We start from the raw sequence: 14,465 nt of genomic DNA, 5'->3' as shown, positions 1-14,465 counted from the left end.
AAAAGAAGCAGCTATTGCTGCTTCTTTTTTTACGACTCAAATAGATGATGGAATAATCGATCGCGATTTTCAAAGAAAAGTTTCGTCGTTTGGTAATGCTCAGTTTCTTCTAATGTGGATTCGTGAATTCCCTCTTGTGTTAAAGAATATATAGTGGATTCAGGATAAGCCATTAAAATAGGAGAATGCGTCGCGATAACAAATTGTGAACCTTGTTCAGCTAGTTCGTGCATTCGAATGAGCATGGAAAGTTGTCTCATTGGTGATAAAGCTGCCTCAGGCTCATCTAAAATGTATAAACCTTGTCCTGAAAAACGGTTCATAAATAATGAGAAGAATGATTCACCGTGTGATTGTTTGTGTAGTGAGATACCACCATAAGAGTTGATAACCGGATTCCCACGTGCTTCTCTATCAGCATCTATTTCATCAATATAAGAAGCAACGTTATAAAATGATTCAGCGCGAAGAAAGAAACCGTCGTTTGGTGTATTGAAACTTTTTGAAATTCGAAGGTATTCATGTAAAGATGAATGGGAATCGTTTGTGCTAAAGCGGAAGTTCTTCGTTCCACCTTCTGCATTAAAACCTAACGCAATTGCAATTCCTTCAAGTAATGTTGATTTACCTGTTCCGTTTTCTCCAATAATGAATGTTACATTTGGATGGAAATCTAGTGATTGTAATGTTCGAATAGCGGGTAAGCAGTAAGGATATGCGGAAAAACTAGGGATATTTTCTTTTTTTAATGTGACATTTTGTAAAAAGGGTACGTCAATCAATATATAAACCTCAATTCATAACGGATTTTGAATTTAAAAAGGCAGCAAATACAAGTGTTAATGACACCTGAATCCCTTCTTGTTTTCTGAATATTTTATGTGGATTATATCATTTAAACTATCATATTCCAATGTGAAAATAAATATTGCATGAAGATTCATTCTCTCGTTATGATATATGGTATTCTATTGAAAATGTGAGAAGGAGTTAAAGTATGCCGTTTACATTTGCACATCCAGCAGCAGTTCTTCCTTTTGCGAAAAAGCACTCTAAACATATTTCAGTAACGGCTCTTATATAGTATGGCGCCTGACTTTGAATATTTTTTGCACTTTAGACCCTATGGTGTTATTGGCCATACATGGCTTGGGTTCTTATATTTAAATTTACCGCTTGTATTTCTAATCGCATACATATATCATTACATTTTAAAAAAGCCGTTTATAACGCATTTGCCTAAACCGTTTGCTGGTTATTATTCATATGCAATAGATGAGAGGTGGGGGCTACATACCTGGAAAGAATTCTTTGTATTTTGCTATTCTGCATTATTCGGTATGCTCACGCATGTCGTTTTGGATGCATTTACTCATAATACAGGCTATTTCGTTATGAAAATAGCATTGTTACAAATTGAATTACACAGTATTCCATTGTATAAATATATGCAACATGGGAGTACATGTGTTGGCTTATTATTGCTATTATACGTACTATGGAAGTATAAAGATGAAACAGGGAAAGATATGATTGTAGCTTTAGAAAAAAGAAAGTATTGGGTTTCGATAATCATTGTGACAGCTTTTATATTTATCGTGCATGCGTTCCTAGACCCCTATTTTCATATTTTCCAAATTGGAGGTATAATAGTATCTGGACTGACAAGTTCATTTTGTGGAATTGTCATTGTTTCTATAGTTTACAAAGCAAGGGACTAATTGTATATTCATGAATGATAGCGTTAGGAGAAATGAAATGATGAAAGCATGGAAAAGTATTTTTGTTTTATGTAGTTTTCTTCTTATGTTAAGTGGTTGCTTCCATCAAGAAGAAAAGAAAGCTGAACCGAAGAAGAAAGAATCTATTCCTGAAACGAAAGAATATGGTGGGCGTGAGCTGAAAAAAGTAGGACAAAAAGTGAAAGAAACAGGATGGGGTACTTTCAAGTTAGAGCAGATGCATTCTGTGAATCAAACATTTGAAGTAGCGCCAATGAAAATTCACGTACAAGATGTGAAAGTAATCTCTTTATCACAAATGAGTGAAAAGGCAAAAAATACATTGAAAGTATACACGGCACTAACTCCTGAAGAAGTAAAACGTAGATTAGGGGATAAAGTAAGCCAAGAAGATGCAGAATTATATGCATCGCTAAGTGGAACAGAGATTAGTAATACAATTCGTTACGTTGAGATTACATATAAAGTGGAGAATAGCGGAAATAAAAATATGCAATTTTTCTCTATGAATGATGTTATGATTAATGGTAAGCAACATTTTAAAGTAGCCACTCAAAACTTTTTATATGACGAAGATACGTTAGTTGGTACAAAAAATGTATCAAGAGAAGACTATAAGCCTGGTGAAATAAGAGATGGTATTATTGGTTTAATACTTGACGATGGAAAAGACAAGGTAAAGGATATTCAGTTTACAACTGATGATTTACTTGCAGGAGATTCAGAAACACAAGATGTTGTAAAAGAGCCACAAACGTTTAACATCTCACTAAAATAATGTAAGACAAAACAGTCAGCATACAAATATTATGCTGACTGTTTTTTTATTTCTTTTATGTATGAATCTACATTTTGAAAAGGCACCTTAATTTTAAACGCATCTTTTTGTTCATTAAATTGCTTTTCATTGTAGGGACCGAAACGTTTATTGTGCTTTACATCAATAATCCAATAATGTTCACTTTTTTTATTCGCAATTGCTGCGTCAGGGTTATTTGGATCTGATTTTTCCTCAGTTTGTTTTGCAATAATGTATTTATCATCCCAAGCAATGTCTGTAATTTTTGCAGGGATGTATTGTGTGGCATATACAGCATCTTGCGAGGGGAAAAGTTCAAATGCATTTCCAGAAGTACGTATGAGTTCGTATTCATCGTTAACCGTATAAGTTAAGTGACTTGTGTTTCCTGCACAACCAGTTAATAGGAAGGCGACGAATAGGATTATCCATTTTTTCAATATGGGAACCTCCTTTATAATGCTATTGTAACAAATTGTACAAGAAAAGTAAGAGAAACGCTAGTTTACAATGTTTTTTAGAAGTGGTACGATGAGACGGGTAAAGAAGGATATGAAGGAGTCGACATAAAATGAAGTTAAAGATGCATCGTCCAGCGCTTGTAATGAATCGCATAGGTGCTTCCCTAATTGACATGTTTTTAATCTCGGTTATGTATGGTGCAGTAGTAGCTATTATGACCGGAAACTATAGTGCTATGTTTAAGCGCTTTAATATAAGCTTAGGTGATTTTAGATATGATTTCGCAGTAGTTTTCATATTAATGGCGATATATTTTATTGTATTACCCTTTATTTGGAACGGTGTTACACTTGGCAAAAAGGTAACGAGAATAAAATTAATTTCATTGAAGAGTGAAAAGCTAACGTTGCAAACATTAATTATAAGATTTTTTGTAGTGTTATTACCGAACGTATTGCTATTAGGAATTCCATTAATATGTAACGTATATATGATGTTGTTCCGCAAAGACAATTGCGGTTTTCAGGACTTAATTACAAAGACGAAAATAATAAGTCTTGTATAATAAAATAAAAAAAGACCCTTTTATATATAAAAGGGTCTTTTTTTATTTTATAAGTATATTGTGAATATTTACAGTAAGGAAAAACTAAAATGTGTCATTTCTATTTATAATAGATTGAAAATTAAGATAATGGTATAATGATTAAAAATAATATCTTTATCTCACCATTTGGGGCTGATTAAAGTTTTACTTTATATAATAAGGGGGAAGTTGAGATGACAGGAGGTAGCATAATTTTTTGGGGCATTCTCATTTTTATCGGTCTAGTTCTTGATCAGCGTAAGAGTAAGAAAAAAGAAGGATAAAAAGTAAACGTTTACAAATTGAATGGCAATTTTTCTTGCTTGCAGAATAATCTCATAAAGGAGTATACTGAATGACGGTAAGACTTATAGAAGGGGTAATGAAAATGAAGCTTGCAGGAAAAGTTGCTATCGTAACTGGCGGTGGCATCGGTATTGGACGTAATACAGCTCTTTTGTTGGCTAAACAAGGCGCAAAAGTTATTGTGACGGACATTGATCAAGAGAGTGGACAAGCAACAGTGGAGGAAATTACGAATCTAGGCGGAGAAGCCCTTTTTGTATTCTATGATATGGAAAAGCAAGGAGATTGGCAACGCGTTATTAGCATTACTTTGAATGCATTCAGTCGCATTGACATGCTTTTTCAAAATGCTGGTTTATATAAAATAGATTCTATTTTTTCTCGCCAACAAGAGAACGATTCCAATGTACTTTGTATTAATGACGTTTGGATAGAGATAAAACAATTAACGTCATCTTTTATGAAACAGCAAGAAGAAGTGGTGCTTAGTGATTTACCGATTTTCGGTATTATTGGCACGAAAGGACAATCATTTCATACAGTAGAAGCCCTAGTATAATAATGAAAACCGCCCTCAATATATGTGGACGGTTTTTTATATGTGTATAGTAAAGATAAATTTTTTAGCGAATACGTTGTTCAGTTTGGTTATCAAAGAAATGCGCTTTATTCATATCAAATGCTAATTTAATTTGGTCACCAGGTGAAAACGTATGTCTTGCATCTACACGTGCCGCAAAATCTTGATTCCCAAGTTTCATATATAAAATGGATTCAGCACCTAATAACTCAGCGACTTCAATTTTTGTTGTGAAGGCAGTAGATTGTGAAGCTTCTAAAAATAGTAGTTCATCATGAATGTCCTCTGGACGAATACCTAAAACAATTTCCTTATTTACATAGCCTTGTTCACGTAGCATCTTCATTTTTCCTTCAGATACTTTAATTTTTATAGTATTGTCTATAACGAAATCGGTTTCAGTCAATTTACCACGGAAGAAGTTCATAGCTGGTGAGCCGATAAATCCACCCACGAAGATGTTTTCTGGTGTTTCATATACTTCTTTTGGAGTTCCAATTTGTTGGATTTTTCCATCCTTCATAACGACAAGACGCGAAGCCATAGTCATTGCTTCTGTTTGATCATGTGTTACATAAATTGTTGTTGTTCCAAGACGATGATGTAGCTTAGAAATTTCTGAGCGCATTGCAACACGGAGTTTAGCATCTAAGTTTGATAATGGTTCATCCATTAAGAAAACTTTTGCATCTCGAACGATTGCTCTACCTAACGCAACACGTTGGCGCTGTCCACCTGATAATGCTTTCGGTTTTCTATCTAAATATTGTTCAAGTCCTAAAATTTTTGCTGCATCTTTCACGCGACGATCGATTTCATCTTTTGGTATTTTTCGAAGTTTTAATCCAAATGCCATATTATCATATACACTCATATGTGGATAAAGAGCGTAGTTTTGGAATACCATAGCGATATCTCGATCTTTTGGAGGAACATCATTCATTAGTTTACCATCAATTGAAAACTCGCCTTTTGAAATATCTTCAAGTCCAGCTACCATTCGTAATGTTGTAGATTTTCCGCATCCAGAAGGACCGACAAATACAATAAATTCTTTATCTTGAATGTGTAAATTAAAATCAGTTACAGCTGTTACGTTATTATCATATATTTTATAAATGTTTTCTAATTTAAGTTCTGCCATGGTATTTCCCCCTAGAAATAATTATGCAAACGTTTTCTTTGAGTTCATTATAAACGAATAGATTCAAAAAATAAATAAAAAAATAAAACGTTTTCATTTATTGGAGATTTATTAGTGGTTTTCATATGTTTTCTTAGAAAAAGACAATAAAAATTGTAAGCGCTATTTTAAATTGAGATAGAATCTGTTATCATTCATTAATGAAAACGTTTGCGCCTTAAAAAAGAGAAAAATGAATGATGAATGAAATGGGGTAGCATAATGGAAAAACAATGGTGGAAAGAAAGTGTAGTATATCAAATTTATCCTCGTAGCTTTATGGATAGTAATGATGATGGTATAGGAGATCTTCAAGGGATTATTTCAAAGCTAGATTACTTAAAAGAGTTAGGGATTGATGTGATTTGGTTATCACCAGTCTATGAATCTCCAAATGATGATAATGGTTATGATATAAGCGATTATTGTAAAATTATGAACGAGTTCGGAACAATGGAAGATTGGGATGAGCTATTACATGAAATGCATGAACGTAATATGAAATTGATGATGGATTTAGTTGTTAATCATACATCTGATGAACATAATTGGTTTATTGAATCACGTAAATCAAAAGATAATAAATATAGAGATTACTATATATGGCGCCCTGGAAAAGAAGGAAAAGAACCGAACAACTGGGGAGCAGCGTTTAGTGGATCAGCATGGCAGTATGATGAAATGACAGATGAATATTATTTACATCTGTTTTCTAAAAAACAGCCAGATTTAAATTGGGATAATGAAAAGGTAAGACAAGATGTTTATGAAATGATGAAGTTTTGGTTAGAAAAAGGAATTGATGGTTTCCGTATGGATGTTATTAATTTTATTTCTAAAGAAGAGGGATTACCAGCTGTTGAAACAGAAGAAGAGGGGTATGTTTCAGGTCATAAGCATTTTATGAACGGTCCAAACATTCATAAATATTTACATGAAATGAATGAGGAAGTATTATCGCATTATGATATTATGACGGTTGGTGAAATGCCTGGTGTAACGACAGAAGAAGCGAAATTGTATACTGGAGAAGAACGAAAAGAATTGCAAATGGTATTCCAATTTGAACATATGGATTTAGATTCAGGAGAAGGTGGAAAGTGGGATGTAAAACCATGCTCACTTCTTACTTTAAAAGAGAATTTAACAAAGTGGCAAAAAGCATTAGAGCATACCGGATGGAATAGCCTTTATTGGAATAATCATGATCAGCCTCGCGTTGTATCTCGTTTTGGTAATGATGGAATGTATCGCATTGAATCAGCAAAAATGTTAGCGACAGTTCTTCATATGATGAAAGGAACGCCATATATTTATCAAGGAGAGGAAATCGGAATGACGAACGTCCGATTTGAGTCAATTGATGAATATCGAGATATTGAAACGTTAAATATGTATAAAGAAAAAGTGATAGACCATGGTGAAGATATAGAAAAAGTAATGGAATCTATTTATATAAAGGGTCGTGATAATGCTAGAACTCCGATGCAGTGGAATGATCAGGATCACGCTGGATTTACAAAAGGTGAACCTTGGATTACTGTAAATCCTAACTATAAAGAGATTAATGTGAAACAAGCAATCCAAGATGAAGGTTCAATTTTTTATTACTATAAGAAATTAATTGAACTACGCAAAAATAATGAAATAGTTGTGTATGGATCATATGATTTAATATTAAATAATGACCCTTCTATTTTTGCTTATGTAAGAACATATGGAGATGAAAAACTACTTGTCATTGCAAACTTTACTGCGGATGAAAGTGTATTTGAAATGCCTAAGGATATTAGTTATAGTGAATCAGAGTTATTTATACACAATTACGATGTAGAAATTGGATCGATAGATAACATTACATTACGTCCGTATGAAGCGATGGTATTCAAATTGAAATAAGAAAAATCCTTATGCCACCTTGGCATAAGGATTTTTTGGGTTACCATTTTAATATGGAGAATCCATATGGAGGAAGTGTAACTTGTAATACACTTGCTTCTGCTGAAAATTCTTCGTTTGTATAAATGTTAATTATTTTCTTACCAGTAACATGAAGAGGGAGTGAAACTGTAACTTCACTATTAGTAGGGTTTAAAACGAAAAAGATAGTTTCATCCTCATATGTTTTCGTATAAGAAATATAATTATGTTCATCATTTGCTTCGATGAATTGAAAAGTACCATGTCCTCCAAATGCTTTATGTTGTTTCCGTAATAAAATCAATGTTTGTATATGGGTAAATAATGCATGATCTTGTTCTTTAGTATCCCAAATCATACATTTACGGCAATCAGGGTCCATGCCGCCATCCATACCAATTTCATCTCCGTAATAAATACAAGGAGAGCCGATGAAAGAAAGATGGAATACATAGAGCAATTTCAACTTATTTTTATCTCCGTTGCATGTTGTTAAAATTCTTGGAGTATCATGGCTATCTAATAAATGAAATGCTGCTTCATTTACATTCATAGAGTAGGAATGTAGAGATTCTGTAATTTGCTTCATGAATTCACTTGCTTTAATGGAATCGTTAGCAAAGTAAGAAAGTAGAGCGTTTGTAACAGGATAGCTCATGACAGCATCAAATTGATCGCCTTGTAGCCACGGAAGGGCATCGTGCCAAATTTCTCCCAAAATATATACTTCAGGATTTAGTGTCTTTATTTCAGTTCGGAATTCTCTCCAAAAGTTGTGATCGACTTCATTGGCGACATCAAGGCGCCAGCCATCTATATTGAATTCTCGTACCCAATAACGTCCTACTTCAAGTAAGTATTCTTTTACATCTGGATGAGCTGTATTTAATTTAGGCATATACGGTGTAAAGGCGAAAGTATCATAATTTGGAAGTGGTTCGGTTATAATCGGAAATTCATGAATGTGGAACCACTCTTTATATGCGGACTTCTCACCATTCTCTAGTACGTCTTGAAATTTCTCGAAAAAGTATCCACTATGATTAAACACAGCATCGAGCATTACTTTTATACCGTGCTTATGACATTCTTCAACGAGCTCTTTAAAAGTTTCTTTCGTCCCAAATTGTGGGTCAATTTCCATATAGTCAATTGTGTCATATTTATGGTTTGAATGAGCTTTGAAAATAGGTGTGAAATATATTCCGGAAATGCCAAGCTTAACAAGGTAATCAAGGTTTTGAATAACACCAGAAAAATCTCCGCCGAAAAAATTAGTTGGAGTTGGATTCGCACTTCCCCAAGGAAGGGTGTTTTCTGGATTCAGCGTACTATCGCCATTAGCGAATCGCTCAGGGAAAATCTGATACCAAATGGTGTCTTTAATCCAAGATGGTGCTTTGAATACATCATCTGCATGAATAAATGGAAAACAGAAAAAGTTACCAACATCATCATTTGGAATGCTAGAAAAGAATCCTCGCTCTGCATAAATAAGAGTGTCTGTTTCAGATTTTAATTCAAACCCATAACGTAAGCGCTTAAATTTTGGTTCGATTGAAATGGACCAATAATCAAATAATGCAGTAGAACCTGTTTTTTTCATGGGTGTACTTGCTGATATCCATTTCCCGTCTTTCCATTCGTAAGGATCACCGTAAATAAGATTGGCGCTTTGAATATCATCTCTCTTAGTACGTACTCGGATGTGAATTGTTTGTTCATCATAAGCGTATGCATAATTATCTTTCGGCCTATGATAAATAGCTTCTTTAAACATATAGAAAATCCCCCTTCAATATCTCTATACATAGTATTCCCTTAAGTGTAATAATAAAGCCTATATTGCAAACGATTGCCTTTCTCGTAGCTTTAATATTGCTTATAAGAGTAGTATTCATTTCATATAAAGTCAATGTATAAAGAGTATAATGACATAATTTTTAAATTAATATTTGCAAAATGAATAAAAGAATGTATAATGATAGACAAATAGCGCAAACGTTTTCATAGATTGAGATATTGTTTGCGCTTCAATTAAACTATTAAATGCAAACGTTTTCAGTTACTGAGGTACATAGACAATTTAGGGAGGTTTTTGGGATGAAGAAAGCATTATCATTATTAACGGTTTCAGCATTATCTATTGGTATGTTATCTGCATGTGGACCGAAAGATTCAGGGAAAAAAGAGGAAAGTAAAGCGAAAAAAGACTATGATCTTCTTGTTTGGGAAGATGATAAAAAAGGTGTTGGTTTAGAACCAGCAGTGAAAAGCTTTGAGGAAAAATATAAAGTAAAAGTAAAAGTTGTTGAAATGCAAATGACAGATCAAGTGAAGAAGTTACGCCTTGATGGACCAGCGGGGACTGGACCAGATGTTGTAACATTGCCACACGATCAAATCGGAAATGCAGTAACAGAAGGTTTACTTTCTGAAGTGAAAGCAGATGATGCTGTAAAGAGTAAATTTACTAATTCATCAATAGAAGCACAGACATATAATGGAAAATTATATGGTTTACCAAAAGCAATTGAGACACCAGTCTTTATTTACAATAAAAAACTAATGCCAAAAGCGCCAGAAACGATGGACGAGCTGTTTAACTTCTCAAAAGAATTTACGAAAGATGGCAAGTACGGATTTTTAGCATTAGGAGATAACTTCTACTTTGCTAATGCATTCATGGCAGGTATGGGCGGTTATGTATTTGGTGAAAAAGATGGAAAGCCAAATGCAAGTGATGTTGGATTAAATAATAGCGGAGCAGTACAAGGTGCTGAATATCTTCAAAAATGGTACAAGGAAAAATTATTCCCAAAAGGTATTATCGGTGAATCAGGTGGGCCTGCTGCTGATGGACTATTCAATGAAGGAAAAGCAGCTTCTATCATGAATGGCCCATGGGCGTTCCAAGCAATGGAAAAGAACGGGATTGATTATGGCGTTGCTCCAATGCCGAAATTACCAAATGGTCAACCAATGAAAACGTTTGTTGGGGTTAAAGGATGGCATGTAACAAGTTTCTCTAAACAAAATGATTTAGCTACAAAATTCACTGAGTGGGTAACAAATGAAGAAAACGCAAAAATTCGATTTGAGAAAACAAAAGAAATTCCTCCAGTAAAATCAGTAATGGAAGATCCAATTATTAAAGATAACGAAGCTGCAAAAGCAGTTGCAACGCAATCTGAAAATGGAATTCCAATGCCAAACATTCCAGAAATGCAAGAAGTTTGGAAACCAGCTGGAGATGCGCTTCAATTAGTTGTTACAGATAAAGAGGCACCAAAAGCGGCGCTTGATAGTGCAGTGAAACAAATTAAAGGTAATATTGAGGCAAATCATAACAAGAAAAAATAAGGTGAAATTCGTGCCTCGAATATGAGAGGCACGAATTCTCTCCCTTCCATGTAGGAAGAAAAAAGGGGGAAGGAACATGCAAACATCTATGGAACCAGCAAATGGGTTAAACCATTCAAAGCATAGAAAAATAGCAACCATGTTATCAATCATTCCAGGCGTGGGCCAAATGTATAATAAACAATTTGTAAAAGGTCTTATTTTTCTAGTATTAACAGGTTCATTTATTGTAGCCTTTGCTGATTTATTAAATATGGGATTATGGGGTATTGTAACGCTTGGTACAGAAGTTCCACGTGACCATTCTGTCTTTCTATTAGTAGAAGGAATCTTGGCCCTTATCGTTATCGCTTTTGGGCTCGGCATATATGCATTTAACTTATACGATGCATACCAAAATGGAAAGAAACGTGATATCGGAACACCGTTAAATTCTGTAAAAGAGCAATACCGTAATTTGTTAGATCAAGGTTTTCCTTATTTAATGGTTTCACCAGGTTTTCTACTACTTATCTTTGTTGTCGTATTTCCAATCATCTTCGTAATTTTAATTGGATTTACAAACTATGATTTATATCATTCTCCTCCAGCAAAATTAGTAGATTGGGTGGGCTTTAAAAACTTTATTGATATTTTCACTTTACCGATGTGGAGAGAGACATTTGTAAGTGTATTCTCTTGGACTGTCATTTGGACATTCGTTGCAACAACATTACAAGTTGCGCTTGGTATTTTCTTAGCGATTATCGTAAATCAGCCCGGTATTAAAGGAAAGGCAATTATTCGAACAATCTTCATTTTACCGTGGGCGGTTCCAGCATTCGTATCTATTCTTGTTTTCTCTGGTATGTTTAATGAAACATTCGGAGCGATTAACAATCAAGTATTAGCTTTATTCGGAATTGAAAAAATTGCTTGGATGACAGATCCATTTTGGGCGAAGATTGCTTTAATTATGATTCAAACGTGGCTTGGGTTCCCGTTTATCTTTGCGATGACAACGGGTATACTGCAATCGATTCCGGGAGAATTATATGAAGCGGCTACAGTAGATGGAGCGACAGCTTGGCAACAGTTTCGTAAAATTACATTGCCACTTGTGTTATATGCAACAGCACCAATATTAATTACGCAATATACGTTTAACTTTAATAACTTTAGTATCATCTATCTATTTAACGGTGGAGGTCCTGCTGTAGCTGGACAAGACGCAGGTGGAACGGATATTTTAATTTCATGGATTTATAAGTTAACGATGACTTCAGCGCAGTACGGAAAAGCAGCAGCTCTTACAATGATATTATCGTTAATCGTTATTACAGTTGCGTTATGGCAATTTAAGAGAACAAAATCATTCCAAGAAGAGGATATGATGTAAATGAATATTAAAAGACAGAAGATGTTACGTCTCTCATTAAGTTATTTAGTTATTTTCGTAATGTGTGCCATCATTTTCTATCCGTTATTATGGATTATTGGCTCATCGTTTAATCCGGGTGATAGTTTATCTGGATCAAGTATTATTCCACAAAATGCAACGTTAGATCATTATCGTAAGTTATTAGATCTAGAGAATAGTAATTACTTACTATGGTATAAAAACACATTAAAAGTAAGTGTTTTAACGATGATTTTCTCAGTGTTAGCAATTAGCTTTACTGCTTATGCATTTTCGAGATATCGTTTTGTTGGAAGAAAAAATGGTTTATTAACATTTTTAATTCTGCAAATGATTCCAAACTTTGCAGCGTTAATTGCTTTATACGTATTAGCCCAATTAACAGGATTAATTGATACACACCTTGCATTAATTTTAATTTATGTAGGCGGGGCTATTCCGATGAATACATGGCTTATGAAAGGGTATTTTGATACGATTCCGAAAGAACTAGATGAATCAGCTCGAATGGATGGAGCAGGGCATTTTCGTATTTTTTGGCAAATCATTATGCCACTTGCAAAGCCAATCGTAGCGGTTGTAGCGTTATTTACTTTCATTGGTCCATTTACAGATTTCATTTTAGCGAGTATTATTTTGCGAACACCAGAAAATTATACTTTAGCAGTTGGATTATATGAAATGGTTGCGAAGAAATTCGGTAATGAATTTACAACGTTTGCAGCGGGTTCTGTGTTAATTGCGATCCCAATTTCAATTTTATTCCTATCACTACAAAAATACTTTATTTCTGGTTTAACAGCTGGAGGTACAAAAGGATGAAAAATGGGACATTACGTCCCATTTTTCTTTTCATCTCCCTATAAATAAGTTTATAGGGAGATGAAAAGAGATTTGACATCACATGTGAAAAGAAGTGAAATAAATAGTATATTATAGTATAGGAAAAAATAGCTATATCCCTTACAATACATGAAGAGGGAGAATAGGATTAGTTTTGCAAGATATAAGAAATGAAAGTTTATGACTTGCAATGAGTGCGAGATAAAATATATGAAAAATGGCAGAGAAATGAGAGGAGGGGGATTTTTATGACAGTTACAATTAAAGATGTGGCGAAGCAAGCGAATGTTGCACCATCAACAGTTTCTCGTGTAATTGCTGATAATCCAAGTATAAGTGAAAAGACAAAGCGCCGTGTTAGGAAAGTGATGAGTGAATTAGGGTATCATCCCAATTTAAATGCGAGAAATCTTGCGAACCAAACGACGAAAACACTTGGTCTTGTTATGCCAAGTTCTGCAAGTAAAGCTTTTCAAAATCCATTTTTCCCAGAAGTTATAAGAGGGATTAGTTCATTTGCACACGTAGAAGGTTATGCGCTTTACATGTCGACAGGTGAAACGGAAGAAGAAATTTTTAATGGTGTCGTAAAGATGGTACAAGGACGCCAAATTGGTGGCATTATTCTTTTATATTCAAGGGAGAATGATCGGATTATTCAATATTTACATGAACAAAATTTCCCGTTTGTTTTAATAGGAAAACCATATGATCGAAAAGATGAAATTACATATGTAGATAATGACAATTATACAGCTGCAAGAGAAGTGGCAGAATATTTAATTTCATTAGGGCATAAACAAATCGCGTTCATTGGTGGTGGATCAGATTTACTTGTAACGAGAGATCGTTTAGCTGGTATGAGTGATGCCTTGAAATTAGCAGACATTGTATTACCAAAAGAATATATTTTACATTTTGATTTTTCGAGGGAAAGTGGTCAACAAGCTGTTGAGGAATTAATGGGACTGCAGCAACCGCCAACGGCAATTATGGCAACGGATGACTTAATTGGACTTGGTGTGTTAAGTGCTCTTTCTAAAAAAGGATTTGTTGTACCGAAAGATGTTTCTATTGTAAGCTTTAATAATGCTTTATTATCGGAAATTGCGAGCCCTCCACTTTCGACAGTTGATGTGAATATTTATCAGCTAGGATATGAGGCGGCAAAAGCTTTAGTTGATAAAGTAGAGAATGCAGAATCCACTGCAAAGTGTATCATTATTCCTCATAAATTACTAAAACGTCAAACTTGTGATCATTATGCATAAAAAAGCTAAGA

Annotated in this window: 13 protein-coding genes and 1 pseudogene; 10 read left to right on the top strand and 4 right to left on the bottom strand. The window is 34.2% G+C overall.

Annotated elements, in window-relative coordinates; translation table 11 throughout:
• Window positions 1–29: 29 nt before the first annotated feature.
• Window positions 30–782, bottom strand: coding sequence for an AAA family ATPase (locus C3Y97_RS20325; protein WP_000568006.1), 753 nt, complete (start codon window positions 780–782; stop codon window positions 30–32).
• 215 nt (window positions 783–997) lie between these two features.
• On the opposite strand from C3Y97_RS20325, the pseudogene C3Y97_RS20320 reads away from it, so the two are divergent.
• Together C3Y97_RS20320 and C3Y97_RS20315 are read left to right on the top strand one after the other, a co-directional pair.
• Window positions 998–1,721 (top strand): annotated as a pseudogene (locus tag C3Y97_RS20320) (DUF4184 family protein).
• A gap of 37 nt (window positions 1,722–1,758) precedes the next feature.
• Window positions 1,759–2,520, top strand: coding sequence for a hypothetical protein (locus C3Y97_RS20315; RefSeq protein WP_000973899.1), 762 nt, complete (start codon window positions 1,759–1,761; stop codon window positions 2,518–2,520).
• Between the two features lie 29 nt (window positions 2,521–2,549).
• Here the strand turns inward: C3Y97_RS20315 and C3Y97_RS20310 are convergent, their stop codons facing one another.
• A complete protein-coding gene (locus C3Y97_RS20310) occupies window positions 2,550–2,981 on the bottom strand; it encodes a DUF3997 domain-containing protein (protein ID WP_000758789.1) in 432 nt (143 codons plus the stop codon).
• Window positions 2,982–3,112: 131 nt separating this feature from the next.
• On the opposite strand from C3Y97_RS20310, the gene C3Y97_RS20305 reads away from it, so the two are divergent.
• The 3 genes from C3Y97_RS20305 (at window position 3,113) to C3Y97_RS20295 (ending at window position 4,454) form a co-directional block, all read left to right on the top strand.
• A complete protein-coding gene (locus C3Y97_RS20305; protein WP_000769080.1) occupies window positions 3,113–3,568 on the top strand; it encodes an RDD family protein in 456 nt (151 codons plus the stop codon).
• A gap of 215 nt (window positions 3,569–3,783) precedes the next feature.
• Complete coding sequence (locus tag C3Y97_RS20300; RefSeq protein WP_000145638.1) at window positions 3,784–3,873, top strand: hypothetical protein; 90 nt, start codon at window positions 3,784–3,786, stop codon at window positions 3,871–3,873.
• A 71-nt stretch (window positions 3,874–3,944) separates the two neighbouring features.
• Window positions 3,945–4,454, top strand: coding sequence for an SDR family NAD(P)-dependent oxidoreductase (locus C3Y97_RS20295; protein WP_000218413.1), 510 nt, complete (start codon window positions 3,945–3,947; stop codon window positions 4,452–4,454).
• Window positions 4,455–4,518: 64 nt separating this feature from the next.
• On the opposite strand, the gene C3Y97_RS20290 is transcribed toward C3Y97_RS20295, so the two are convergent.
• Entirely contained in the window at window positions 4,519–5,619 is a 1,101-nt protein-coding gene (locus C3Y97_RS20290; RefSeq protein WP_000818931.1) for an ABC transporter ATP-binding protein, read from the bottom strand.
• Window positions 5,620–5,880: 261 nt separating this feature from the next.
• On the opposite strand from C3Y97_RS20290, the gene malL reads away from it, so the two are divergent.
• Window positions 5,881–7,557, top strand: coding sequence for an oligo-1,6-glucosidase (malL, locus tag C3Y97_RS20285; RefSeq protein WP_078386112.1), 1,677 nt, complete (start codon window positions 5,881–5,883; stop codon window positions 7,555–7,557).
• 40 nt (window positions 7,558–7,597) lie between these two features.
• Here the strand turns inward: malL and C3Y97_RS20280 are convergent, their stop codons facing one another.
• Window positions 7,598–9,358 carry an alpha-glycosidase gene (locus C3Y97_RS20280; protein WP_078386113.1) on the bottom strand — a complete coding sequence of 587 codons (1,761 nt, stop codon included), beginning with the start codon at window positions 9,356–9,358 and terminating at the stop codon, window positions 7,598–7,600.
• A gap of 323 nt (window positions 9,359–9,681) precedes the next feature.
• Here C3Y97_RS20280 and C3Y97_RS20275 point away from each other — a divergent pair, with 323 nt between their 5' ends.
• The 4 genes from C3Y97_RS20275 (at window position 9,682) to malR (ending at window position 14,454) form a co-directional block, all read left to right on the top strand.
• Window positions 9,682–10,941 carry an extracellular solute-binding protein gene (locus C3Y97_RS20275; RefSeq protein ID WP_000709923.1) on the top strand — a complete coding sequence of 420 codons (1,260 nt, stop codon included), beginning with the start codon at window positions 9,682–9,684 and terminating at the stop codon, window positions 10,939–10,941.
• A 76-nt stretch (window positions 10,942–11,017) separates the two neighbouring features.
• Window positions 11,018–12,319, top strand: coding sequence for a maltosaccharide ABC transporter permease MalC (gene malC / locus C3Y97_RS20270; RefSeq protein ID WP_136363620.1), 1,302 nt, complete (start codon window positions 11,018–11,020; stop codon window positions 12,317–12,319).
• Complete coding sequence (gene malD / locus C3Y97_RS20265; protein WP_001022608.1) at window positions 12,320–13,162, top strand: maltosaccharide ABC transporter permease MalD; 843 nt, start codon at window positions 12,320–12,322, stop codon at window positions 13,160–13,162.
• Between the two features lie 269 nt (window positions 13,163–13,431).
• Window positions 13,432–14,454: a maltose operon transcriptional repressor MalR gene (gene malR / locus C3Y97_RS20260; RefSeq protein ID WP_000219053.1), complete on the top strand. Its 1,023-nt coding sequence runs from the start codon at window positions 13,432–13,434 to the stop codon at window positions 14,452–14,454.
• The last annotated feature ends 11 nt before the right edge of the window (window positions 14,455–14,465 follow it).

It is taken from the genome of Bacillus sp. DU-106, assembly GCF_004799705.1.
Taxonomy (GTDB): domain Bacteria; phylum Bacillota; class Bacilli; order Bacillales; family Bacillaceae_G; genus Bacillus_A; species Bacillus_A cereus.
The sequence above is the reverse complement of the archived record's forward strand: the minus strand, read 5'-3'. Positions and strand labels throughout refer to the sequence as shown.

What these genes read in the sequence shown, in the direction of transcription:
- C3Y97_RS20315 (WP_000973899.1), top strand. Translation starts at nt 1,759, where the DNA reads ATGATGAAAGCATGGAAAAGTATTTTTGTTTTATGTAGTTTTCTTCTT.
- C3Y97_RS20305 (WP_000769080.1), top strand. Translation starts at nt 3,113, where the DNA reads ATGAAGTTAAAGATGCATCGTCCAGCGCTTGTAATGAATCGCATAGGT.
- C3Y97_RS20300 (WP_000145638.1), top strand. Translation starts at nt 3,784, where the DNA reads ATGACAGGAGGTAGCATAATTTTTTGGGGCATTCTCATTTTTATCGGT.
- C3Y97_RS20295 (WP_000218413.1), top strand. Translation starts at nt 3,945, where the DNA reads ATGACGGTAAGACTTATAGAAGGGGTAATGAAAATGAAGCTTGCAGGA.
- C3Y97_RS20290 (WP_000818931.1), bottom strand. Translation starts at nt 5,619, where the DNA reads ATGGCAGAACTTAAATTAGAAAACATTTATAAAATATATGATAATAAC.
- malL (WP_078386112.1), top strand. Translation starts at nt 5,881, where the DNA reads ATGGAAAAACAATGGTGGAAAGAAAGTGTAGTATATCAAATTTATCCT.
- C3Y97_RS20280 (WP_078386113.1), bottom strand. Translation starts at nt 9,358, where the DNA reads ATGTTTAAAGAAGCTATTTATCATAGGCCGAAAGATAATTATGCATAC.
- C3Y97_RS20275 (WP_000709923.1), top strand. Translation starts at nt 9,682, where the DNA reads ATGAAGAAAGCATTATCATTATTAACGGTTTCAGCATTATCTATTGGT.
- malC (WP_136363620.1), top strand. Translation starts at nt 11,018, where the DNA reads ATGCAAACATCTATGGAACCAGCAAATGGGTTAAACCATTCAAAGCAT.
- malD (WP_001022608.1), top strand. Translation starts at nt 12,320, where the DNA reads ATGAATATTAAAAGACAGAAGATGTTACGTCTCTCATTAAGTTATTTA.
- malR (WP_000219053.1), top strand. Translation starts at nt 13,432, where the DNA reads ATGACAGTTACAATTAAAGATGTGGCGAAGCAAGCGAATGTTGCACCA.